General features: G+C 38.1%; 20 protein-coding genes and 1 pseudogene. 6 read left to right on the top strand and 15 right to left on the bottom strand.

What is annotated here, in order from left to right:
- Nucleotides 1-214: 214 nt before the first annotated feature.
- The 10 genes from ACFIMW_RS01545 to nth form a co-directional block, all read right to left on the bottom strand.
- Nucleotides 215-601 (bottom strand): YbaN family protein, encoded by a 387-nt coding sequence (locus ACFIMW_RS01545; RefSeq protein ID WP_375607869.1) that lies wholly within the window; start codon nucleotides 599-601, stop codon nucleotides 215-217.
- 401 nt (nucleotides 602-1002) lie between these two features.
- Nucleotides 1003-1908: a metal ABC transporter permease gene (locus ACFIMW_RS01540; RefSeq protein ID WP_375607868.1), complete on the bottom strand. Its 906-nt coding sequence runs from the start codon at nucleotides 1906-1908 to the stop codon at nucleotides 1003-1005.
- On the bottom strand, nucleotides 1905-2771 hold the full coding sequence (locus ACFIMW_RS01535) for a metal ABC transporter permease (protein ID WP_375606165.1): 867 nt from the start codon (nucleotides 2769-2771) through the stop codon (nucleotides 1905-1907). The genes ACFIMW_RS01540 and ACFIMW_RS01535 overlap by 4 nt, the downstream gene beginning before the upstream one ends.
- Nucleotides 2768-3598 carry a manganese/iron ABC transporter ATP-binding protein gene (locus ACFIMW_RS01530; RefSeq protein WP_375607867.1) on the bottom strand — a complete coding sequence of 277 codons (831 nt, stop codon included), beginning with the start codon at nucleotides 3596-3598 and terminating at the stop codon, nucleotides 2768-2770. Before ACFIMW_RS01530 ends, ACFIMW_RS01535 begins: the two co-directional genes overlap by 4 nt.
- A complete protein-coding gene (locus ACFIMW_RS01525; protein ID WP_375606167.1) occupies nucleotides 3595-4503 on the bottom strand; it encodes a metal ABC transporter substrate-binding protein in 909 nt (302 codons plus the stop codon). Before ACFIMW_RS01525 ends, ACFIMW_RS01530 begins: the two co-directional genes overlap by 4 nt.
- Before the next feature lie 290 nt (nucleotides 4504-4793).
- On the bottom strand, nucleotides 4794-7208 hold the full coding sequence (gene pheT, locus ACFIMW_RS01520) for a phenylalanine--tRNA ligase subunit beta (RefSeq protein ID WP_375607866.1): 2415 nt from the start codon (nucleotides 7206-7208) through the stop codon (nucleotides 4794-4796).
- Between the two features lie 32 nt (nucleotides 7209-7240).
- Nucleotides 7241-8323, bottom strand: coding sequence for a phenylalanine--tRNA ligase subunit alpha (gene pheS, locus ACFIMW_RS01515; RefSeq protein ID WP_375606169.1), 1083 nt, complete (start codon nucleotides 8321-8323; stop codon nucleotides 7241-7243).
- A 94-nt stretch (nucleotides 8324-8417) separates the two neighbouring features.
- Entirely contained in the window at nucleotides 8418-8819 is a 402-nt protein-coding gene (gene rplT / locus ACFIMW_RS01510; protein ID WP_012754515.1) for a 50S ribosomal protein L20, read from the bottom strand.
- A gap of 33 nt (nucleotides 8820-8852) precedes the next feature.
- Nucleotides 8853-9056 carry a 50S ribosomal protein L35 gene (gene rpmI, locus ACFIMW_RS01505; RefSeq protein ID WP_183193590.1) on the bottom strand — a complete coding sequence of 68 codons (204 nt, stop codon included), beginning with the start codon at nucleotides 9054-9056 and terminating at the stop codon, nucleotides 8853-8855.
- Nucleotides 9057-9210: 154 nt separating this feature from the next.
- Entirely contained in the window at nucleotides 9211-9951 is a 741-nt protein-coding gene (gene nth, locus ACFIMW_RS01500) for an endonuclease III (RefSeq protein ID WP_375606170.1), read from the bottom strand.
- Nucleotides 9952-10073: 122 nt separating this feature from the next.
- On the opposite strand from nth, the gene ACFIMW_RS01495 reads away from it, so the two are divergent.
- The 3 genes from ACFIMW_RS01495 to ilvD all read left to right on the top strand — a co-directional run bounded on the left by ACFIMW_RS01495 (nucleotide 10074) and on the right by ilvD (nucleotide 13589).
- Complete coding sequence (locus tag ACFIMW_RS01495) at nucleotides 10074-10505, top strand: Hsp20 family protein (protein WP_375606171.1); 432 nt, start codon at nucleotides 10074-10076, stop codon at nucleotides 10503-10505.
- Nucleotides 10506-10531: 26 nt separating this feature from the next.
- Nucleotides 10532-10783 (top strand): DUF1150 family protein, encoded by a 252-nt coding sequence (locus ACFIMW_RS01490; protein WP_375606172.1) that lies wholly within the window; start codon nucleotides 10532-10534, stop codon nucleotides 10781-10783.
- Between the two features lie 967 nt (nucleotides 10784-11750).
- Nucleotides 11751-13589: a dihydroxy-acid dehydratase gene (gene ilvD / locus ACFIMW_RS01485; protein ID WP_375607865.1), complete on the top strand. Its 1839-nt coding sequence runs from the start codon at nucleotides 11751-11753 to the stop codon at nucleotides 13587-13589.
- A gap of 21 nt (nucleotides 13590-13610) precedes the next feature.
- Here ilvD and ACFIMW_RS01480 read toward each other — a convergent pair.
- Nucleotides 13611-13733, bottom strand: a pseudogene (locus ACFIMW_RS01480) (integrase); the annotation flags it as partial.
- 1256 nt (nucleotides 13734-14989) lie between these two features.
- Nucleotides 14990-17734: a DNA mismatch repair protein MutS gene (mutS, locus tag ACFIMW_RS01475; protein WP_375606174.1), complete on the bottom strand. Its 2745-nt coding sequence runs from the start codon at nucleotides 17732-17734 to the stop codon at nucleotides 14990-14992.
- Nucleotides 17735-17929: 195 nt separating this feature from the next.
- Between mutS and ACFIMW_RS01470 the strand changes: the two genes are divergently transcribed.
- A complete protein-coding gene (locus ACFIMW_RS01470; protein WP_375607864.1) occupies nucleotides 17930-20230 on the top strand; it encodes an NADP-dependent malic enzyme in 2301 nt (766 codons plus the stop codon).
- A 69-nt stretch (nucleotides 20231-20299) separates the two neighbouring features.
- On the opposite strand, the gene secB is transcribed toward ACFIMW_RS01470, so the two are convergent.
- Both secB and ACFIMW_RS01460 read right to left on the bottom strand, forming a co-directional pair.
- The gene (gene secB, locus ACFIMW_RS01465) at nucleotides 20300-20776 is read right to left on the bottom strand and encodes a protein-export chaperone SecB (RefSeq protein ID WP_375606176.1); all 477 of its coding nucleotides are present in this window, start codon (nucleotides 20774-20776) and stop codon (nucleotides 20300-20302) included.
- Nucleotides 20777-20918: 142 nt separating this feature from the next.
- Nucleotides 20919-21413: an FxsA family protein gene (locus ACFIMW_RS01460; RefSeq protein WP_375606177.1), complete on the bottom strand. Its 495-nt coding sequence runs from the start codon at nucleotides 21411-21413 to the stop codon at nucleotides 20919-20921.
- Between the two features lie 174 nt (nucleotides 21414-21587).
- On the opposite strand from ACFIMW_RS01460, the gene ACFIMW_RS01455 reads away from it, so the two are divergent.
- The gene (locus ACFIMW_RS01455; protein WP_375606178.1) at nucleotides 21588-22280 is read left to right on the top strand and encodes a Tim44/TimA family putative adaptor protein; all 693 of its coding nucleotides are present in this window, start codon (nucleotides 21588-21590) and stop codon (nucleotides 22278-22280) included.
- A 52-nt stretch (nucleotides 22281-22332) separates the two neighbouring features.
- Nucleotides 22333-22923, top strand: a complete 591-nt coding sequence (locus tag ACFIMW_RS01450) for a Smr/MutS family protein (RefSeq protein WP_375607863.1) — start codon at nucleotides 22333-22335, stop codon at nucleotides 22921-22923.
- Nucleotides 22924-23899: 976 nt separating this feature from the next.
- Here ACFIMW_RS01450 and ACFIMW_RS01445 read toward each other — a convergent pair.
- On the bottom strand, nucleotides 23900-24436 hold the full coding sequence (locus tag ACFIMW_RS01445) for a GcrA family cell cycle regulator (protein ID WP_375606180.1): 537 nt from the start codon (nucleotides 24434-24436) through the stop codon (nucleotides 23900-23902).
- Nucleotides 24437-24602 lie beyond the last annotated feature (166 nt).

The following is a 24602-nucleotide window of genomic DNA, read 5'->3' as shown; positions in this document are numbered from 1 at the left end:
CTTTGAAAAAAATAAATTGGTACAAAACCGAGTGGCAAAATATACAAAACCTGCTGGCTAGCTACAATTGATTAGTTTCTTTAAAAAAGCTTGTTATTTCATAGGTATCTTGGATATGGAGAGGTAATATCTAAAACTTGAAAAGCCGCTCTCTCAATAGTTTTTACAAATAAGTCAAAGTTAAAAAGAGCATCTCATAAAGTATTTGCCATCATTATGAAGATGGACGCGTTACAATATAAACAGCAATCAACAATAATATAACCCCAGTGAATAAAGAAAACCATAAAGGAGGATGTATCATCAAGAAAAAGGATAAAAAACCACCTGTCATACTCATCATTGCAAAAACTTTAACGAATGGAGAGATTGCTTTTTTTTCTTCCCATCGCTTAATAGGGGGACCGAAAATACGATGATTATTCAACCATTGATGAAAACGTGGAGAAGAACGCGTAAAACACCATGAGGCAACCAACAAAAAAGGCACAGTTGGCATAATAGGTAATACTACGCCGATAATACCTAATATAACCATTGCCCACCCTGCTATATAATAGCAGATACGCAAAGGGTGCGATATCTTCAAGTCTTTTTTCATTCGTCTCGTACTATTTTCCTCTACGCAAAACTCTACATAAAAACACTGTATCTATTTTCTTATTGTTCAGATGTTTGAGTGCACAATCACTCTCTATCACTTCATGCGTAAGCATTTTTTCTGTCATAAGTTCCTTGAAAATACCGAATAGTTTACGCAATATGATAATCATTTTAAATGATTTCAAGAAATGAGAAAAAGTTTTAGAAAAAAATAAAAAGGCTGCAGAATAAATCAATGCAGCCTCTTAATTAAAATGCAGTCTTGGGGGGAGAATATACACTGCATTCAATTGCTAGGCATTAGGAGGAAAATAACCTGGCGATCCAGTCTCTAACTAAAATAGGCACGAGAGACAATACATAAAAATGCATGGCTGATATGCGAGAATTTTATTATCTTCAAGTTTCTTGAACTGTGTTTTGACGAAAGAAAATCATCATGAAAATAGCAATAAAAATCAATGTTAAGATTAACACAATTGTGGAAGCAGAATCAGAGCCGATAAATAAGCTGAGATAAATCCCTAAAAAACCAGAAAAAGCGGCAACAAGTATCGCGATTATTAACATAAAAGAAAACCGCTTTGTGACAAGATAGGCAATTGCTCCTGGTGCTATCAGTAAAGAAATAACGAGCACGATACCTACAGCTTTCAAAGCCGCAACAATTGTAAGAGAAATCATTGTTAGAAGGGTATAGTGGAGTAGAGATATTGGTAATCCCATTGCACGACCTTGAATTGAATCAAAAATATACAGCATAAAGTCACGCCATTTTGCTGCTAAAATAAAAGTGACAACAATAGAAATAATTGCTGTCTGCGTAATATCAAGCCAGTTAACACCTAAGAGATTACCAAATAGAATATGATTTAAATCTAAGCTACTATAAATAGAGGTGGCTAAAACAAGCCCTAAACCAAACATTGAAGAAAAGACCACACCCATCACCGTGTCCTGTTTGATACGGCTATTGCTTCCTAAAAAACCCGTTAATAGTGCACACACCATTCCTGCAACAAAAGCACCGCAAGTAATCAAAGTCATTGTAATATTCTCGGGACGCATATGCTGAATCCAAGCAAATGGCAAAGAAGTTAAAAATGCGATTACCCATGGTGTTGTCATATAACCAACAACAACACCGGGAAAAACTGCATGGGAAATGGCATCGCCTAACAGTGCCCATCCTTTTAAGATAAGAAAGCAGGAAAGCATTGCCATTGGAACAGAAAGAATCATGGCAATAAGCATACCTTTAAGCATAAAAGAAAATTGAAACGGAAGCAGTAATTGATCAATCATGATAATATCACACCCTTTTTTGCCGCATTTATACGTAAGCGTGCAGCAATAAATCCGTGTTTAGGAGCAAAAATAAAAGCCAAAATAAATAAAAATGCTTGAAAAAGTACTACAACCCCACCTGTTTGCGCATTCAAAAAATAACTTACATAAACACCCAAGACACTTGTGAATGTTCCAATTATAACTGCAATAATCAAGACATTTACGAAACGATCACTTAAAAGATAGGCTGTTGCCCCAGGTGTCACAACAAGACAAATGACTAAGAACGCTCCAACGGTTTGCATGGCAGCAACCGTACAAGCGGCCAGCAATGTGAAAAAGAGAATCTTTAAAAACTTTACGTTTAATCCAATGGCGTGCGCATGCGTTTCATCAAATAATGAAACAAGAAGATCTTTCCATTTCAAAAGCAATATAAGCAAAGAAAAAAAGCCGATAAAAGCCAATTGTAGGATATCTGTTGAACTAACTGCTAAAATATTTCCCAAAACAATCGTATCAATATTAACAGCCATTGGTTTTAATGATTTGAGAAATAACCCAAAGGCAAAAAAGGAAGAAAAAATGAGCCCAATAATGGTATCTTCTTTAAGTTTTGTTCGATGGTTAAAAAAGAGCATTGCTGCTGCTGCAAGACCACCAGAAAAAAAAGCGCCGAGTGAAAAAGGTAACCCTAAAAGGTAAGCTCCTGCTACACCAGGAACAATCGAATGGGAAAGTGCATCACCAATCAATGACCAACCTTTTAACATCAAAAAAGCCGAAAGAAAGGCACAAACACACCCAACTAACCCAGAAACCCACATTGCATTCACCATATATTGATAGCTCAGTGGCTCAAGCAACCAAGAAATCATGCAACGTGCTCCACTCTTTCAATATCTTCACAAACTGCAGACTGCTTTCTTCCCATGAAAACATCATTTTTTTTTGTGCTTTGAAGATCAAAAATATGGTGGTGCAAAGACCCTCCAAAAGTTTTTTCCAGATTTTGCTTTGTAAAGATTTTTTCAGTTAATCCGGAAGCTAACACTGTTCCTTTTATTAAAACCGTATGATCACAAAATTCACGAACAGAGCCCAAATTGTGAGTTGAAACCAAGATCACAGCTCCTTCTTTACGAAGATCTTGTAACAAAGCAATGATTTTATCTTCTGTTGTAACGTCAACCCCTGTAAACGGCTCATCTAATAAAATAGCTTTTGCTTTTTGTGCAAGAGCGCGTGCTAGAAAAACACGCTTTTTCTGTCCACCAGAAAGTTCTCCAATTTGGCGCTTAGCAAAAGCCAGCATATCAACACGTTCTAAAGCAATACGAACGGCTTCATAATCTTGTGTACGGGCATAGCGAAAGAAATTCATATGACCGTACCGCCCCATCAATACAACATCTTCAACCAAAACAGGAAAATTCCAATCGACATCTTCACTTTGAGGAACATAAGCAATAAGATTTTTTTTCAAAGCTACATCAACGGGCAAATCAAACATGCGAATTTTTCCCTTTGAGGGGCGTACAAACCCCATAATCGCTTTAAATAACGTTGACTTACCGGATCCATTAACACCAACCAATGCCGTAATAGAACCCTTTGGACTTTCAAAATTCACTTCGCGTAAAGCTGTATGTCCATTACGATAAGTTACCGTTACCCCTTGGGCAAATATTCCACATTCCGTCATTGGCTTTTTACTCCCTCTGCTAGAGCCTTGCTAATACGCCCACTCGTGACACGTAATAAATCAATATAAGTGGGGACCTCACCATTTTTCTCACTCAGAGAATCAACATAGAGAACACCACCGTATTTAGCCCCTGTTTCTCTGGCAACCTGCTTAGCAGGCGCAGGGGAAATAGTGCTTTCAGAAAAAACTGCATGAATATTGTATTTGCGAACCATATCAATAACATGCTTGACCTGCTGTGGTGTTCCTTGTTGGTCAGCATTGATGGGCCATAAATAAAGTTCTTTTAGATCAAAATCACGCGCCAAATAGCTAAAAGCCCCCTCACTGGTCACAAGCCAACGCTTATCTTGCGGTACGGCTTCTAATTCAGCTCTAATTGGATCAATCGTTGCACGAATTTTCTGTTTATAAATTTCAGCATTCTCTTTATAAATTTCAGCATGTTCAGGGTCATATTTTACAAAAGCATCGCGAATATTATCAACGTAAATCAAAGCAGAGGTTGGTGACATCCACGCATGAGGATTGGGTTTACCGCTAAAAGGGCCCTCACCAATTTTAATGGGTAGAATACCTTTTGAAACAACAACACTTGGAACATCCTTGATATTTTGAAAAAACTTTTCAAACCAAAGCTCTAACTCTAAACCATTCCACAATACAAGGTTAGCTCCCTGAGCACGCATAAGATCGCGTGGGGTGGGTTGATATTCATGAATTTCCGCACCTGGTTTTGTAATGGATTCAACATCAGCGGCATCACCTGCTACATTGCGTGCCATATCAGCAATGATAGTAAATGTCGTAACAGCTTTAAATTTACCAGCACACAAAGCAAAATTGGGTGTAAAAAAAATAACACTTCCAAAAACTATGGTGAAAAATGTTCTTACGTTCATTGATGCTCTCTTTCCTTTATATGCCTTCTTTTTATTGCAAATAATTTGCATTATCATTTAGCAATAGCAGTTATCTTTTACATTTGCAATGAAGGATTAAGAGAAAAAATAACTTTTCAAGATGTTTAAAAACAGTTTTTTCATATTGAAAAAATTGATAATTTAAGCAGCTTGTTTTAGTAAAGAGATCCCCTTTCAAGAAGTTCTATAGCTCTTGAATGCCAAACAAAAAGGGAGCACTCAAAAATGCTCCCACTTCATGTAAAATATCTCATAAAAAATGAGAATACTCAGTAGCGTAAATATGCACCTGTCATTTTGGTAACATTATCCACGATCTTTGAGGCAAGCTTTTCTAAATCTTCATCTGTTAGAGTCCGTTCTATGGGCTGAATAGTTACTTCAATTGCAACAGATTTTTTATCTTCACCAAAGCTTAAATCTTCAAAAATATCAAAAACCTGCACTGAATGAATAAGTTTTTTATCAGCTCCACTTGCCGCCCGAATAATAAGAGAAGAGGCAACAGTTTTATCCGCTATAAAGGCAAAATCACGCCGCACCATTTGAAAAGGTGAGAGTTTCAAAGGAGGACGGCTTTTGGTCGTTTTTTTCTTTGATTCTGGAATTCGGTCTAGAAAAATTTCAAAGCCGCATAAAGGACCACTGACATCTAACGTTTCTAATGTAGCAGGATGAAAAACACCAAAAAAACCAAGAATAATCTTTGATCCAAGTTTTATGACACCTGAACGACCTGGATGATACCAATCAGGTGCTCCAACTTCAATCTGCACTTTCCCAACATCCATATCACATGCTTCTAAAACAGCTAAAGCATCTGCTTTGGCATCAAAAACATCAACGACGGTTGCATTTCCATTCCAAAAACGCCCTGCCCCTTTAAATTGCTCTGTTCCGCGACGAACTCCACTAACAACACGGTGTTGTTTATCAGGGGTGTCACCCTCATAAATACTTGAAACTTCAAACAAAGAAAGATCGGAAAAACCACGATCAGCATTTCTCTGTGCCGCCATAATCAAACCAGGTAAAAGGGAAGGACGCATTACTGACATATCAGCAGCAATAGGATTAACTAATTTAAGCTCTTCTTGACCTCCTCCAAAAGCAAGAGCTTGATTTTCAGAAATAAAAGACCATGTTACCGCTTCTTTCATACCACGTTGCACTAGAGCCAAACGTGTAGCACGTGAACGAATTTGTGCGCATGTTAAAATTTGATCTTTTCCTTCTGCAAAGTTTTCCAAAGGAATAGGTTTAATTTTATCTAACCCATAAATTCTCATAACCTCTTCCACCAAATCGGCTTTACCCATAATATCAGGGCGCCATGATGGTACTTTTACCGTAACGACATCTCCTTTTCCTTCAACAAAAAATCCGAGTTTTGTTAAAATAGAGACGACTTTTTCAGGCTCTATTTCCAAATTTGTTAAACGTTTAATTTCAGAAAAAGGAAAAGCGATCTGTTTGATTTCTTGTTGTTGATAGCCGATGATCCTCTTCTTAGATACTTCACCACCACAAAGACGTAAGACCAATTCTGTTGCAATTTCAAGCCCTGTTTCTATAAAAGCCGGATCAACACCTCGTTCAAATCGATAACGTGCATCACTGATAAGACTTAATGCTCTTCCTGTTTGTGCAATGCTTTGCGCATCCCAAAGCGCCGATTCAATAATCACGCGATGTGTTGTTTCATCACAACTCGTTCTTTCACCGCCCATGATACCGGCAATCGAAACAACCCCCTCGTCATCTGCAATGACACAATTCTTAGCGCCCAGATGATAGACTTTTCCGTTTAGTGCTTGAAGCTGTTCTTCCTCACGAGCACAACGTACACACAAATTACCTTTAATTTTATCTGCATCAAAAACATGGAGTGGACGACCAAGGTCAAAACTGATGTAATTGGTCATATCAACAAGCGCATTAATCGGTCTCAAACCAATTGCATTCAAACGCTGTTGCATCCACTGTGGTGATTCGCCATTTTGAACATTGCGTACTTCACGCCAAGCGAAACCTAAACATAATGATGAACCTTGCGAAAAATCTAATGAAACATCGAGAGGTGTTTCAAAAGAAGGCTCAAGTTTTGACAAGGATAATTCTTTTAATTTTCCCATTCCAGCGGCAGCAAGATCACGGGCAATACCGCGAACACCTGTACAATCGGAACGATTGGGGGTCAAACCAATATCAATGATCGGATCATCTAAACCAGCATAAGCTGCAAATGAATCTCCAATAGGTGCATCTTCTGGAAGTTCGATAATCCCGTCATGCTCATTTGTTAATTCAAGCTCCGCTTGCGAACACATCATCCCAAAACTTTCAACACCGCGGATTTTTCCTACAGATAATGTTACATCAAGTCCTGGAATATAAGTGCCTGGTAGTGCCAGAACACCAATAAGACCTGCTCGTGCATTTGGGGCTCCACAGACAACTTGAACAGGTGTAGCAGTTCCTGTATCCACTGATAAAATTTGAAGTTTATCGGCATCAGGATGTTTTATTGCTGTTAAAACTTTTGCAATCACAAAACCTTTTAAAGAAGACCGATCATCAACGTGATCAACCTCAAGACCGATAGCGGTTAATTTTTCACAAATTTCATCCAAAGATGCATTTGTCTCTAAGTGATCTTTTAACCAGGACAATGTAAACTTCATTTTAAAACCTCACATGAAAGCGATGACTAAGATCACACATTTCTATTAGGAAAAAAAGCAGGCATATCAAAGCAACGAAAGCCATAATGGTCTAACCAACGCAGGTCAGCATCAAAAAAAGCCCGCAAATCAGGCATACCGTATTTCAACATGGCAATACGATCAATGCCCATTCCCCATGCAAAGCCTTGATATTCATCGGGATCTAAACCAACATTTTTCAACACATGAGGATGCACCATTCCGCATCCTAAAATTTCCAACCAACCCTGTCCTTCACCAAATTTTATTTCTGAACCAGAACGATCACATTGAATATCCACTTCCATAGATGGTTCGGTAAAAGGGAAAAAAGAGGGACGAAAACGCATTTTTACAGAGGGAACTTCAAAAAATTCTTTACAAAAGGTTTCATGTAGCCACATCATATGGGCAATGGTGGAGGTTTTATCAATGACAAGACCTTCTACCTGATGGAACATAGGAGAATGCGTTGCATCCGAATCCATGCGGTAAGTTTTTCCAGGAATAATGATCCGTATCGGTGCTTTTTGTTTTTCTAGTGTACGAATTTGTACGGGTGATGTATGGGTTCGCAATAATTTTCTCTCTCCCATTTTATCAACATCAAAAAAGAAGGTATCATGCATTTCACGCGCTGGATGCCCTTCAGGAAAATTCAATGCTGTAAAATTATAATAATCTGTTTCAATATCTGGACCTTCGGCAAGAGAAAAACCCAACTTCGTATAAATGGCAATAATTTCCTCAATCACTTGTGAAATAGGATGAATGCGTCCCCTTTCTATAGGTGAAGAGCGAACAGGCAAGGTAACATCAACTGTTTCACGAGAAAGACGGGCATCCAGTGCCTGTCTTTTCAGAAGATCACGCTTTTGTGCCCATAATTCTAAAATGCGATTTTTTAATCCATTAAGAACAGGTCCAACTTTATGGCGCTCGCCAGCATCCATTTTTCCTAATTCTTTTAATTTTTCAGAGATACTACCTTTTTTACCCAATGCTGAAATACGCACTGTTTCAAGTGCTTGTTCATCACCTGCTGCCTCTAAGGCTAAACAAATTTCTTGTTCCAGACGCTCAATATCATTCATATTTTTGCCTATTTTCTAATAAAGAAAAACCCGCACTCGCAATAGCCAGCACGGGACCTCGAATAAATAAATGCTTTAAGAGAACACGACTGGCTTACTTGACAGCGCCTTCAAAAGCATTAGGTGTTGTGTCTTTTAAATATTCTAAAGCTTTTTTTGCTGAAGCGACTAGAGCAGAAAATGCTTCCGCCTCGTGGATTGCTATGTCTGAAAGAACCTTACGATCAACTTCAATACCAGCTTTTGATAAGCCATCAATAAAACGTCCATAAGTTAAACCTTCTGCACGAACAGCCGCATTAATTCTCTGAATCCACAAAGCACGGAAAGTACGCTTTCTATTTTTGCGGTCACGATAAGCATACTGCTTTGAACGATCAACTGCTGCTTTAGCAGCACGAATGGTATTTTTACGTCGACCATAAAAGCCTTCAGCTTGTTTAAGAACTTTTTTGTGCTTAGCGTGTGCTGTCACACCTCTTTTCACACGAGCCATATTATAATCTCCTCAAAATCAAAAGCGTAAGGTTTAAATACCATTCGGCAAATAATGCTGAATGACTTTTTTAGCATCTTGTTCACACAAAACCATTGTTCCACGTGCATCGCGAATAAATTTATTCGAACGCTTAATCATGCCGTGGCGCTTACCAGCAGCTGCTACTTTAATTTTGCCTGACGCAGTGATTTTAAACCGCTTTTTAGCGGATGATTTGGTCTTCATCTTGGGCATTTTGCTACTCCATACATTAATTGATTCAATCAAACATTTTATTTGATCAAGCGGACCAACGCTTGAACAAGCATTTAAACAGCCACGGCATGCCCTGCCGGGCGGTTCCAAAAATGTTCTCATAAGCTAGTATACACAAAATAGCAAGACCGTATTATAAAAAAATGGGCGCTCCATTGCCTTGAATTTCAACCAGAGGTGCCGGAATAGCATTTGTTTTGCTTGCGGCTTTACATAAATCGGCAATAATGCATTGCGCACATTTTGCTTGACGTGCTTGACAAATATAGCGTCCATGTAAAATTAGCCAATGATGCGCATGACGAAGATAATAGATCGGTATAATCTTTAATAATTTTTTTTCGACAATCTCTGGTGTTTTGCCAGGCGCTAAACCAAGACGATTGCTTAAGCGAAAAATATGTGTATCTACTGCCAATGTAGGTTGACCAAAAGCAACATTCAAAACAACATTAGCCGTTTTTCGTCCCACTCCAGGGAGGGACATAAGTGCTTCACGCGTATCAGGGACTTGACCGCCATATTGATTAATTAAACAGTTGCAAAGTGCATAAATATTGCGTGCTTTTGCTCGCCAAAGACCGATTGAACGGATATGAAGTGCTATTTCTTCTTCCCCTAATGCAACCATTTTTTCCGGTTGATCAGCAAGGCGAAATAATTCTTTTGTCGCTTTATTAACGCTTACATCTGTCGCTTGAGCTGAAAGTACAACTGCCACCAAAAGCGTAAAAATATTTGTATAGATAAGATCACTCTTAGGCGCTGGGCGTTGCACAGAAAAACGGCGAAATATTTCTGCAACTTCATCTTTATTATATAATATACTAGATAAATTTCGCGCTTTTGATAATTTTATGGTACGTTGAGTCATTGAACTCTCTTAATTTTCTCTCTTGAAGTTATCATTTACGCTCGCCATATGAGAGGAATGCAGCGAACACTTTGTATAGAGTTTGGTCAAGTAACGCCGCTTTTCAAAGAGGATACTCATGAATGACACATGTGACGCCTTTCTCCAATCCTTTTCTTTTAGGATTTGAAACCGTAGAAAAAACATTGCAACGTATCGGTAAAGCTGATGAAGCTTACCCAGCCTATAACATTGAACGTTTACATAAAAACGATGATGCAAATCATATCCGGATAACTTTGGCTGTTGCTGGATTTAAGATTAATCATCTTAATATTTTGCTCGATGATAATCAATTGGTTATTCATGGTAAACAAACAGACAACCAAAATCATCAATATTTATATCGCGGTATAGCTGCGCGACAATTCCAGCGAATCTTTATTCTTGCGGAAGGGATGCATGTCACAAATGCGGAGTTGAAAAATGGTCTTTTATCAATTAATCTGTATCAACCAAGATTAAAAAAAGAAATAAAACAGATTCCAATTAAAGTCAGTAGTGGTGAGTCATAAAAGTTAAGGCGTAAAGGAACCGTGAAATGGGAGAACATAAACAAAACTTATCGTTTCAGAACACAGCCTACTCTGATGCGGGACAAATTGCCTATTTAAAAAAAGTTTGTACAGATGACTTGGCTAAAAACTTTCCTGATCTTCCACCAATGACCCCAGGCATTACCATATGGGCTCTCTTTGGTGAAACAGGTTATCCTATCATTTTATCCGATGAACGCTCTATCGCTCTTGCTGGAGCCAATGAGCATGAACTACAAATTGTAACTCTGCACTAGATTTCCTTACGAGAAAAACGGAGTTCTTTATAAATTCTATTCGTTTTTCTCATAAAGGGTATAATGATATAAGACATTGATTTATATTCATAATTAATTTTTTTACAACTGGAATGAGAGTCCCGAATATCATAAGGTTCTCTCATTTGAGATCTTCTTATGTTAAAACAATTAAAGTCACTTGCTTGATGTCATAAGCAAGGAGAGCCATGTGGATAAAAACACTTGAAGAAAGGAATAAAAATCTCTCTTTTTAATTGTCTTAATTGCCAAGGACTTCGCAACATTGGGGATGAGTAAAATGTATGATGGTGTTTGTTTTCTTCTTCATAAGTGGTGAGGATGCTTCTCATAAGTTTATATTATTCACGAGGGCCGTTATACCTTTATGGGCGCTGTCATGAACTGAGTTCGAGCGCAGTGAGAAATGTTTCTTTAAAACGAATGCGTAAATTGGCAATACAAGTGTATTTTGTTTGGTGTGTTTTGTTCTTCCTAAGGGGGTAACTCCATTGAAGAGTGTGAAAAACAAAAGTATGAGACAGCGCCTCATCATTATTTAAAAGATATTACTATGGAAGCTTTTGAAAGGTGTAAAGCTGAATTGTAAGGAGATGATAGATTTTTACCACGATGCCTTTATATTCTTTCCAATTTCAGAAATTACGCAAATAGATATACGCAATATAGCCATCAAATCTGGCATACAAAAATCTAGAACAGTTCATACTGCACTGAATCGTCTTGACATTTTTCTCAAACATAGAGTTACGCAGAGATGAGATGTTGATTGATAAGGAATAGAAAAAACAAAAGCTTTATGAGGAAGTTGATGCAAATCTTTTAATTTTGTGCTTCAAATGTCTCAGTCCAAGGTATTTTTCTCTTTTGAATACTAAAGCTCTTGTTTTTATAATGAAGTTACAGCACAACAAGAAAAATGGAATTATTTGAGGGGAAAAAAATAATGCCTTCTTACCGTTCAAGAATATCGACTCACGGGCGTAATATGGCAGGAGCCCGCGGTCTTTGGCGTGCAACAGGGATGAAAGATGCAGATTTTGGTAAACCCATTATTGCGATTGCGAATTCTTTTACACAATTTGTACCAGGACATGTCCATTTAAAGGATCTTGGGCAATTGGTTGCACAACAGATAGCCGTTGCTGGTGGTGTTGCGAAAGAGTTTAACACTATTGCTGTAGATGATGGAATTGCGATGGGGCATGATGGAATGCTTTATTCTTTGCCTTCACGCGAAATTATTGCTGATTCTGTAGAGTATATGGTTAATGCACATTGTGCGGATGCACTTGTCTGTATTTCTAATTGTGACAAAATTACGCCTGGTATGTTAATGGCTGCTTTACGGTTGAATATTCCAACAATCTTTGTTTCAGGCGGTCCTATGGAAGCAGGTAAGATTAAATGGAAAGATCAAGATCTAATGGTTGATTTGGTTGATGCCATGGTCGCAGCAGCTTCAGAACAGAATTCAGAAGAAGAAGTTGCTGAAATGGAGCGCGCTGCTTGTCCTACATGTGGTTCTTGTTCAGGAATGTTTACGGCCAACTCTATGAATTGTTTAACGGAAGCATTGGGGCTTTCGCTTCCCGGAAATGGATCAATGCTAGCAACACATGCAGATCGACGGATGCTTTTTGAAGAAGCTGGAAAACAGATTGTTACATTGGTCAAGCGTTATTATGAAGAAGATGATGAAACAGTTTTGCCACGCTCTATTGCTTCACGCAAGGCTTTTGAAAATGCAATGACCGTTGATATTGCCATGGGAGGATCAACCAATACAGTACTGCATCTTTTAGCAGCGGCGCAAGAAGGTGAGGTGGATTTTACCATGACGGATATTGATCATCTTTCACGTCGTGTTCCTGTTTTATGCAAGGTTGCTCCTTCTGTTGCGAATGTGCATATGGAAGATGTTCATCGTGCCGGTGGTATTATGGGGCTTTTAGGCGAATTGGATGCGGCGGGACTCATTGATACGTCAACTTATACGGTTCACGCAAAAACGATGAAAGAAGCTTTGTACCGTTGGGATGTAAAACAAACCAATGAACCAACAGTTCGTGCATTTTATCGTGCTGCTCCAGGTGGCATTCCAACCCAAACCGCTTTTAGCCAATCTAGTCGCTATGAGACTCTTGATCTTGATCGTGAAAAAGGTGTGATTCGCGATAGGAAACATGCTTATTCACAAGATGGAGGATTGGCAGTTCTTTATGGAAATCTTGCAAAAGATGGCTGTATTGTAAAGACAGCAGGTGTTGATCAGTCAATTTTAACCTTTAAAGGTCCAGCAAGAATTTTTGAAAGCCAAGATTCAGCTGTTTCAGCTATATTAACGGATAAGATTAAAACAGGTGAAATTGTTTTAATCCGTTATGAAGGTCCTCGTGGTGGACCTGGAATGCAAGAAATGCTCTATCCAACGAGTTATCTCAAATCTAAAGGATTGGGCAAGGTTTGTGCACTTGTTACGGATGGACGTTTTTCAGGGGGGAGCTCAGGGCTCTCGATAGGACATATTTCACCAGAAGCTGCTGAAGGAGGAGAAATTGCGTTGGTAGAAGAGGGGGATATCATAGAAATTGATATTCCAAATCGTAGCATTCATATATTGGTTGATGACATTGAAATGAGGCAGCGTCGTGCTAAGATGGAAGCAAAAGGAAAAGGTGCTTGGCAACCGGTTGAGAAGCGTCAGCGTAAAATTTCAAAGGCTCTCAAAGCTTATGCAGCGATGACCACATCTGCTTCAAAGGGTGCAGTTCGTAATATTTGATGAGATAAAGGATGCGTTTTAAGAGACATCTCTCAATGCTCCCAAGCGCATTTTGCGACGGTACCTATGAATGGTATAACGATAAATCCATTGAACAGCCCCATCTTTACGCTTGAGAAGAAGCAAGCCGGCACCATCACACACTTTGCCAGCTCATGGATGTTGCTACAATCCTTGGGGTTCATAAGAGGCATTTGTATTATAGTTTTTCCCACACACTCATCCCGCTTGTGATGTGCAAGCAAGTGATTTTGATTGGTTTAAGATAAACAGGCTTGAAATGAAAGAATCTTACGATATTTGGGGGGGCTAATTCAAGTTCAATAACGCTAAACTTTAATTATAAATCAATGTATTGACTTATAAAAGAAAGATAGTCCTCTAAGAGATTTTTTGGTATCTTTTGCACGATATTCTAAGCGGATAAGTTTATGAGCTTATCAGGATATTTTGAGTTATCGTAAGTATGATTAAAAGGCGATGCATAAAATTTATAAAAGCTGCTGCGGATTTTTTTTAGTAGTTGTGTAAGACAGGTGAGGTCGTATCAAGCGCTTTTCATATCATATTCTAGTTTTATGCAAGGTTATGATCTCTTATTACTCATCTTATGAAAGATATTTATTGTACTGGTGATATTATTTTGTTGGGCTATAAAACACTGTCATTGAGACGTGGGATATAAGAAAGCTTTCAACATTTAAGTGTTTTTAACGTGAGTTGTGAATATTCTTAGGCTTGTTTGTCAAGTCCTTGTGTAAGTTAATTACATGAGTGGGAAGCTTAAGAGGAAGCCGCTAGAATTGGGACTGTTTACAGATCAAATTCGAGTGGAAATCTTCGTCGTTTAAGGTTGGGAAGGATTTCAAAAGCTTTTTTTAGGAAAATAAAATGCAATTAGAATATCATTGATATACTTAATTATATGATTCATGTGGAAACAGTAAAAGAGTTCTTTATCATTTGAAATATAAAGAAAAAGCGTAATCTATTGCACGTGAATTTATCATGCAAAATGGGGTAGTATGATACACACAGACAGCTTTAAACCAACGCTGTTGCTATGAGTAAGATAATATTGAGCGTAAAAAAGCGTAATTCATTAAACATGCATGTTGGCAAGGTGGAGGAGAATTCAAGATAATCGTTGCAAAAAATGATTGTCTTGTAAAAAGAATCGATGTGGATCAATTTTTTTGTATAAACGTCAAGATTGATCTAAGGAAATATGAAATATAATGCATAGGATTTTTCCTCTAGATGCATTCTACTTATCAAAATATATTGCGTAGAAAAGCAATAGGAATAAGGTAAACAAATATTTGTACCAAAACATATCAAAAAAGGACACTTTATTTCCTATTAAGAAAGCTTATTTAATAAAAAGTAACATCTGTTTTCTATAGGGGGGTACTCTCTTCAAGCTGTTTGAGGTGGTAAATTGTTTCTAAAGCTTGCTTAGGAGAGAGTTCATCAGGATGGATATTTTTTAAAGCTTCGTGAAGAACACAATGTTTGTTTCTTTCTTCATTGACAGGAGATGTTGCTTTAAGAGAAAAGAGGGGTAAATCATCAATGAGTTTATGCCCTTTTCCAGCCATTTCACCTTGTTCTAGTTGATGGAGGACATCTGTCGCTCGTGTAATAACGGCTGGGGGAAGTCCAGCAAGCTTTGCAACTTGTACACCATAGGAACGGTCAGCAGCTCCTGGTATGACCTCATGAAGGAAAACCACATCACCATCCCAATTTTTGACTTTCATGGTTACATTATGCAGTCTATCAAGTTTTTCGGTAAGCGCAGTCATTTCATGAAAATGGGTAGCAAGAATAGCACGACAATGGTTAACTTCATGGAGATATTCAACGGCTGCCCAAGCAATAGATAGTCCATCAAAGGTTGATGTTCCACGTCCTATTTCATCAAGAATAACAAGGGAGTGGTGACTTGCATGGTTGAGAATCGTTGCTGTTTCCACCATTTCCATCATAAAGGTTGAGCGCCCTCGTGCAAGATCATCGGAAGCACCAACACGGCTAAACAGGCGATCAACGACGCCAATATGCGCTGAAGTTGCTGGAACAAATGACCCCATTTGTGCCATAATAGCAATGAGAGCATTTTGCCGCAAAAAAGTTGATTTTCCTCCCATATTAGGTCCAGTTAAAAGCCAGATTGCTGCATACTGTTGATTTTTTTGTACAGAGAGATCACAATTATTGGCAATAAAGGGTTCTGCGGCTTGTTTGCGGAGTGCTTGCTCGACGACAGGGTGGCGTCCTGCTGTAATATGAAAGGTCAGTGAATGATCAATTTTAGGGCGGCAATATCCTTGTTCTTCAGCAAGATGTGCTAGAGCGACAGAGACATCTAAAATTGCAAGTGCTTCAGAGGCTTTACGAATAAAGTCAACTTGTTCGGTAATTTCCTGAACGAGAATATCAAAGATTTCTAATTCAAGCGTCAATGCATGGTTGGCAGCATGGGCAATACGGCTTTCAAGGTCAGCAAGCTCTGTTGTCGTAAAACGCATAGCATTTGCCATTGTTTGGCGATGAATAAAACGTGCTTTAGCCTGTGGATTATTTGTGAGAGCAGATGCTTGTGTACTGGTTACTTCAATGAAATAGCCTAGAATATTATTATGCTTTATTTTAAGCGTCTTAATATCTGTTTCTTGGGCATATTGCGCTTGAAGTTCAGCGATAACGCGGCGAGATTCGTCACGTAAAGCCCGCATTTCATCGAGTTCTTTATGATAATTGGAGCGAATAAATCCCCCATCACGTTTAAGCAGTGGGAGATCATCAGCTAATGCTTGCTCTAAATGAATGTATAAAGCTGTGGGTAAGTTTGAGAATATCTGCTGTACATCACTTATTTCTTGAGATAGGAGCTCATTATTAAGGAGTTGATGCAGTTCACGAATGATTTCAAAACCGCGTTGGATTGTCGCCATATCACGGGGGCCTCCTCGTCCAAGAGCCAAACGTGAAACGGCGCGGGGCATATCTGGTCCCCCTTTTAAAATAAGCTTTATCGCTTCTGCAAGAGAAGGATTACGTAGAAAAAAATCGATAGAATCCAAACGCGTATCAATCGCTGAAGGAGTGGTGAGGGGAGCAATAAGGCGGTCAATAAGAAGGCGTGACCCTCCTCCTGTTACAGTGCGATCAATCGCTTTTAATAAACTTCCATCCCGTTGACCTGATGTCGTACGAATAAGTTCAAGGCTTAATCTGGTTGCAGCATCAATAAAAAGAGTCGCACTTTCATTTTGGCGCTCAGGCTGCATGAGGGGAGGACGATGCGTGATTTGTGTTTTTTCGATATAACGAATAGCCGCCACAATTGCAGAGAGTTCGGAACGTGAATAATCGGCAACACCCTCAAGAGTTGAGAGTTTAAAATAATTGCAAATATCGCGTTCAGCGGTGAGTGCATCAAAGAGACAAGCAGGTTGAGGTGAAACGATACGATCAAGAACATTAAAAAGCGATTTGTGAGATTTATCATGAAAAAAGGAATCAGCAACAATGATTTCTTGTGGATCCACACGCATAATATCTGCCAAAAGTTTTTCTTGGCGGCTTTCTGTTACACGAAATATGCCTGTTGAGATATCAATCCAAGAAAGAGCAAACTCTTCTCCATCACTGGTTTTTATACGGGAAAGCGTCATCAAATAATTTGCACGCGTTGGATCAAGGAGTTTTTCTTCTGTTATTGTTCCAGGTGTTACAAGACGAACAACATCACGCCGAACAACAGACTTTGAGCCACGTTTTTTCGCTTCAGCAGGATCTTCTATTTGTTCACAAACAGCAACACGATAACCACAAGCAATGAGTTTTTGCAAATAATCATCTGCCGCATGAACGGGAACACCACACATAGGAATATCTTGTCCTAAATGTTTTCCGCGTGCTGTGAGTGTGATTCCTAAAGCCTGAGCCGCTTCAATTGCATCATTAAAAAATAATTCATAGAAATCCCCCATCCTGTAAAAGAGAAGGGAATCATGATTGATGGCTTTGATTTCTATGTACTGCTCCATCATAGGTGTAAGACGTTCTTGAGAGGAAGCAGATGAGGAGGCAGGCTGTGGAATTAAATTATTTTTATGATTGTTTTTTTTATCCATTTGTACGAGGCCTGTTTCCTTTAAGTGAAGTTTTTACTCTTTTTTGTTTACTTCGATATTTATTTATCTCTAAATTGCAACGTATCATCAGATTTGCTAAGGCAAGAATAGCGATTTCTAACATATGAATCAAATTTAATAACTATACGCATTATCAAGCAAAATTTACACTGTTTTTGGAGAAAATAAAGTGAGATGAAAAAGAGCGAGCAGGATCAGAAAATGTCTCAAACTGTTTACAGTGCGAGCGAAAGAGAAGCTCTAGATTTTCATAGTCGTGGTCGACCAGGAAAGCTTGAGATTGTTGCAACAAAGTCTATGGCAACACAGCATGATTTAGCACTTGCTTATTCACCAGGTGTTGCAGTTCCAGTTAAGGCAATTGCTCAAAATCCAGCACTCGCTTACGATTATACAGCAAAAGGCAATCTTGTTGCTGTTATTTCAAATGGTACAGCTATTTTAGGGTTAGGCAATTTAGGTGCCCTTGCCTCTAAGCCGGTCATGGAAGGCAAAGCAGTGCTGTTTAAGCGTTTTGCGGATATTGATTCCATTGATTTAGAAATTGATATAAATGATACGGAAAGTTTTATCAATTTGGTGCGTCATTTAGAACCTTCTTTTGGTGGAATCAATCTTGAAGACATTAAGGCACCTGAGTGCTTTATGATTGAAAGCCGCCTACGCGAGGTGATGAATATTCCTGTTTTTCACGATGATCAACATGGTACAGCGATTATTGTTGCTGCGGGTGTTCTCAATGCTTTGACTTTAACAGGGCGCGATATGCAAAACACGCGGTTAGTCTGTAATGGTGCTGGTTCTGCTGGGATTGCTTGTATTGAACTGATTAAAGCAATGGGCTTTCGTTCTGAAAATATCATATTATGTGATACAAAGGGCGTGGTCTATGAAGGTCGTAAAGAGGGAATGAATCAGTGGAAATCTGCGCATGCTATTCGAACGGATAAACGTACGCTTATGGAAGCAATGGAAGGAGCAGATATATTTTTCGGGGTTTCTGCTAAAGGTGCTCTTATCCCTGAAATGGTAAAATCCATGGCGCCGCAGCCGATCATTTTTGCTATGGCCAATCCCGATCCAGAAATTACGCCGGAAGAGGTTATGCAAGTGCGTCATGATGCTATTGTTGCAACAGGGCGTTCCGATTATCCAAATCAGATTAATAATGTTCTCTGTTTTCCTTATATATTTCGTGGTGCGCTTGATGTGCGTGCAACAGTTATTAATGAAGACATGAAGATTGCTGCGGCAAGAGCTCTTGCTGATTTAGCGCATGAGGAAGTACCTGACAGCGTTGCAGAAGCTTATCGTGGAAAGCGATTAAAATTTGGTCCTAATTATATCATTCCCGTTCCTTTTGATCCGCGTTTGTTCACAGTTGTTTCAATAGCGGTAGCAAAAGCAGCAATGGAAAGCGGTGTTGCACAAAAGAACATAGATGATTTAGAGGCCTATGAGCGTGATTTAAATGCGAGGCGTGATCCTACTTCTTCGATAATGCGTGGGGTTTATAACCACGTTCGTCAAGCGCCAAAACAAATTGTTTTTGCAGAAGGTGAAGAAGAACAAGTTATGCGGGCAGCCGTTTCTTATGTTCATCAAAAATTAGGACAAGCGATTTTGGTTGGTCGGGAAGAGCAAATAAGAGAAGCAGCTGTTATCGCTGGAATTGATTTGGAGCGTGAAGGTATTTCTATTATAAATGCCAAGCTTTCTTGCCGTACAGATGCTTATGCGAATTATCTTTATAAAAAGATGCAGCGTCAAGGCTGGCTGTTGCGTGACTGTCATCGTCGTATCAATAATGATCGCAATTATTTTGCTGCGTGTATGGTGGCACTAGGAGATGCTGATGCAATGGTTACAGGGGTGACACGCAATTATGAAACAGCGTTGATCGATATACGTCGGGCAATTGATGAAAAACCAAAAGAACGATTGATTGGTATTTCAATGGCCATTTGCCGTGGCCGAACTGTGTTTATTGCCGATACAGCTGTTTATGAAAATCCTAATGCTGAAGAATTTGCTGATATAGCGGAACAAACAGCTTCGTTTGTGCGTGGATTTGGATATCAACCACGGGTAGCATTTTTAGCATTTTCTACGTTTGGCTACATGAAAGGGCAGACGACGCAGCAAATTCAGGATGCAATTAATATTTTGCACGAACGCAAGGTTGATTTTGAGTTTGATGGAGAAATAAGCGCTGATGTGGCGCTCAATTCCAAATTGATGCAGCAATACCCATTTATGGGATTAACAGAGACTGCTAATATTTTAGTTATGCCTGGATATCACGCGTCTTCCATTGCCAGCAAAATGTTACAAGAACTTGGTGAAGCAACCATCATTGGTCCTATTTTAATTGGATTGGAAAAATCTGTCCAAATTGTACCATTTAGTGGAAGCGATACAGATGTTGTCAATATTGCAATGCTTGCGGCTTATCATGCCGAAAAAGTCATCTAAAGGAAAAAAAGCCCCTAATATACCAATAATATATCAAGGGGCTTTTTGATAGCAAAAAAAATAAATTTTTTAAGAGGGCTGTATTTGACTGTCCTTTTGTTCTTCAGAAAGACGCTTCTGGAAGAGTGCTGCAAAATCAATAGGGTCAATCCACAAAGGTGGAAAACCACCACTTTGAGTAGCATCAGATATAATTTGGCGAGCAAATGGAAATAAAAGACGGGGACATTCAATAAAGACCAGTGGCATAACATGTTCTTGTGGAATGTTTTTAAGGTGGAAAACACCACCGTAAATCAGTTCTACATGAAATAAGGTTTCAGTGTCATCATTGGCTTTAACGGAGAGAGACAAAACGACATCATAATTATCATCACCAATTGGGTTAGCATTGACGTTAATATTGATATCAATTTGTGGTGACTTTTCACGTGCACGCAATGAACGAGGAGCACCAGGGTTTTCGAATGATAAATCTTTTAAATATTGAGTTAATACAGCAAAAACCGGCTCTCCACCACTGTTATTCATTTCACCTTCGGCCATACGACGAACCTCTCTCATTATAATATGTATATTTATTTTAGATCTAAAGACCAGATTGGTTATCACGCCTTGCAAAAGGTTGCAAGAAATGCGCTCTTTATCTTGAATATTTTTTTAGTTTGTTACAGATTTTTTAGGCATTTCAATGGTTATCATCATTTTTGCGCCATGGAGATTCTGTCGTATCATGAATTGTGTAATCTTCTGCGTTAAGGTCAATTATTTTTTCAGAGTCATTTTTTCTTTTAGTATTTTGATTCATTTTGTTTTTTAATGATGAAAAGAAATGCCAAACAACAGAGCGAATTGGTTTAATAAGAAGTAATATTCCCAAGAGATCAGTTATAAAGCCGGGAAGAATAAGTAAAATCGCACTGAACATAATGAAAGCATCATTGATAATATTATTTTCTAATGTGCGTCCTTGGATAAGTTCAGTTTGTATGTTTTTTAAAAGGCTAATCCCTTGAATTCGCAATAAAACAACCCCAACTATGGTTGTGAGAATAACCAGACTCAAGGTTGCTAAAATACCAATTTCTTGACCAACAAAGATAAAACCAGCAATCTCGATTAAAAGAATGCAAAGAAAGATAACAACAAAAAAACGAGGATTTATAGAATAAAGTTTTATCACATGAAAATTTCCTTCTGGATGAGTAGGGGGAGAAATTCTTAAGAGAACTCCGTTTAAATATAAAATCTATAAAAATATTTGAATGATAAGATTCCTTATTTTACATATTTATTGATAAATGGTATTGACTGCAATGTTTATTAGAGACTTAATCTTTGGAGATTGACAGCGCCTATGGAATTTGACGTTATACTTGTCATCGCTCTTGTTATTATGGTTGTTATTTTTGTGCAACTCCGTAATGTATTAGGGAAACGAATTGGGTTTGAAAAGCCACCCTTTGATCCTTATTCACGACGTTCTAAAAAACAAGATGAGACAGAAACGACAGATAATATTGTTTCGTTCCCTCATCAGAAAAATTCAGAAAAAGGCAATTTTAGTGAAATTGATGAAATTGCACCAGAGGGAAGTATTTTGAATAAAAATTTGCGAGCACTGCGTAAAATTGACCCGCATTTTTCTCCTCAATTTTTTATAAAAGGTGCACAAATTGCTTATGAAATGATTGTAACAGCTTTTGCCAAAGGTGATCGCAGTCAACTAAAAAGCTTGCTTTGTCAGAATGTTTTTGAAAACTTTTGTACAGCGATTGAACAACGAGAAAAAAACAAAGAAAGAATAGAGTTTACTTTTGTTGGAATTAATAAGATCGAGTTTGTCTCGGCGGCAATACAAGAAAAAGACGAACTTTTAACGATACGTATTGTCAGTGAGATGATTTCTGTTACTTATAATGAACAGGGCGAGCGTATAGACGGTGATCCTGATGCTATTGTAGAAATCAGGGATATTTGGACTTTTGTTCGCAATAGTTTATCATCAGATCCCAACTGGAAGCTTTTTGCTACAGAAAATGAAAATTAAAATACTTTTTGTTTTTCTTCCATAAGCATTCAATGATTTATGAGAAATTAAAATGTCCTCAAGTAAATGGAGACAAAAAAGAGATTTATTGGCTTCACAAGATCGCCTTTTATGGGAGATGGTTTGTCGTACGATAACACCGCTTCACGGTAAGATGCTCTCTTCTACTTCAGAAACTATTGCAAATATTAATGATAAAAAACAGCCTGTAACTCAAATCTCCTTATTGTCTCAGGAAAATCAACAACCCTCGACAATTATTAAAAGAGAAAAGAGGGCAGTTACACAAGCACAAAAGGTTCATTTCTTTGATCATGTTGCACATCGTAAAATTTCCCAAGGTCGTTATCCTCTTGAGGCGCGTCTTGATCTCCACGGTTATATGCAGGAAGAAGCTTATTTTTTCTTAAAAAAATTTCTACAATCCTCTCAGCAGAGAGGATTGCGTTATGTTCTTGTGATTACAGGAAAAGGACGATCCGTTGGGAGCGATGGAGCTTTGTATAGATTTGTTCCGTATTGGTTATCAACACCAGCTTTTCGATATTATGTCCATGCGTTTGAAAAAGCAGCGCGTCAACATGGCGGAGAAGGTGCGCTTTATGTTTGGTTGCGCCGTTTCGTATCGGGAAAAGAAATGTGATGTTATTGAGGTCGTTTCAGGTTCAATATTGATTTTATAAGATCTCGTATGTTACAGGTTGTAGAAAGGATGTGATAATATACTGATTAATAACGATAATTAATTATTTCCCATATATTGCGCAAAAACCTTAAATACAATATTCCCTTATTTTTTAATTTTCTTATAAAGACATTGTTTTACACTCTCTCATTGCCTCATGCTTTTGTTTTTACAGATTTAATGTGATAACAGCACTCACGAAAAACAGAATGTTTCAGGCAGAACATACTTATACTACATATTCGCATGCTTATTAAAAAAATATCTCCTAATATTTTCAAATTCATTTTATGGAAGGGCGTGTAAAAAGTAATCTCCATGAGGTGTACAAAATTCATTGTACACCACCATCTTTACACTTACATATAAAGTGCAAGGTTGGATATTCTAACGTGATTTACCACTTCCCAATATGGCGATAGCCCTTGAATCCTCCTTAGTACTTGAGAAAGTTTATAAGCGGTGTGTCTTTCTTTAAGTGTTTTTACTCTACACGGCTCTCGTCTCATTTGTGATGTGCAAACGAAAGATTTTTATTAATTCAATATAAGAAGACTTAAAATGAGAGAGTCTTATCATATTTGCGGATCTAATTCAGGATGTAAAATGATAAATTGTTTTATAAATCAATGCATTAATCTATTAAGTATATGAAAAATAAAAACATGAGAAATTAAGAAACTACGTTCTTCAAAAGATATTGCTACTATGGATAGTTTTAAAAACTGTATAACTGAATTAAAGAGAATCGTGAAAATAAACAACAATAGACATTTTACAACACGTAGCCACACACTCGCATCAAAAGATACAATTTACGATGAATGCTTTCATGAAGAAATTTTTTCATTCATTAAAGAATAAATTTCTTTCTCATAATAATTCAATAATTAAAAATAATGAGACGTAGAATACGAGATTCAATCGGAGGATATTACACTCTTATCCGACGTCTTTCAGATATTGGTTGAAATGCTAGCTTAGCGTGAAAGGCACAATAAGGGCTATTTTCATCAGAATCTGCACCACAAAAATGAAAATCTGCTGATAATGGATCGCCAACCGGCCATCTACATGTATTTTCACTCAATTGTAGAAGATTAAGTTGACGTGATATAGGCACAACTACATTGGATTTTGTGGACATATCAACTTCTTTTACATCTTCCACTACAAATTCTGTCTTTAAAGCGGTTTCTTCAATACTTACAGCTGATGTGTTTATTGGCGATACCGTAGATGTGTTGCGACGCACACGTGGAGATGATGGGCTGCTGCTTCCCACGGGAGTTTTTTGCGCACGCGTACTTCCTTGTGCTGTCTTACCACGTCCTGGTAACTTTAATCGATGTACTTTGCCGATGACTGCATTTCTGCTGACCCCACCTAATTGAGCAGCAATTTGACTTGCACTTAATCCTTCACTCCAAAGCTTTTTAAGAAGCTCAACGCGTTCACATGTCCAACCCATACCAGCACTCCATTCCGATTACGTCACTAAGATGCTCTCCCCCGTTGCATCTTCAAATGTTTAAATAATGTTTTCATTACGCTGAATGAAAGAACTTTACACTCTACGTGAGCATAAAAAAATCATCCAACCTGTGGATTTACAAATCAAAACACATCATCTTGCT

Origin of the sequence: Bartonella sp. AC329YNZD, assembly GCF_042196685.1 — a bacterium.
Lineage (GTDB): Bacteria > Pseudomonadota > Alphaproteobacteria > Rhizobiales > Rhizobiaceae > Bartonella.
Note: the sequence above shows the minus strand (reverse complement) of the source record. Positions and strands in the feature narration are given on the sequence as shown.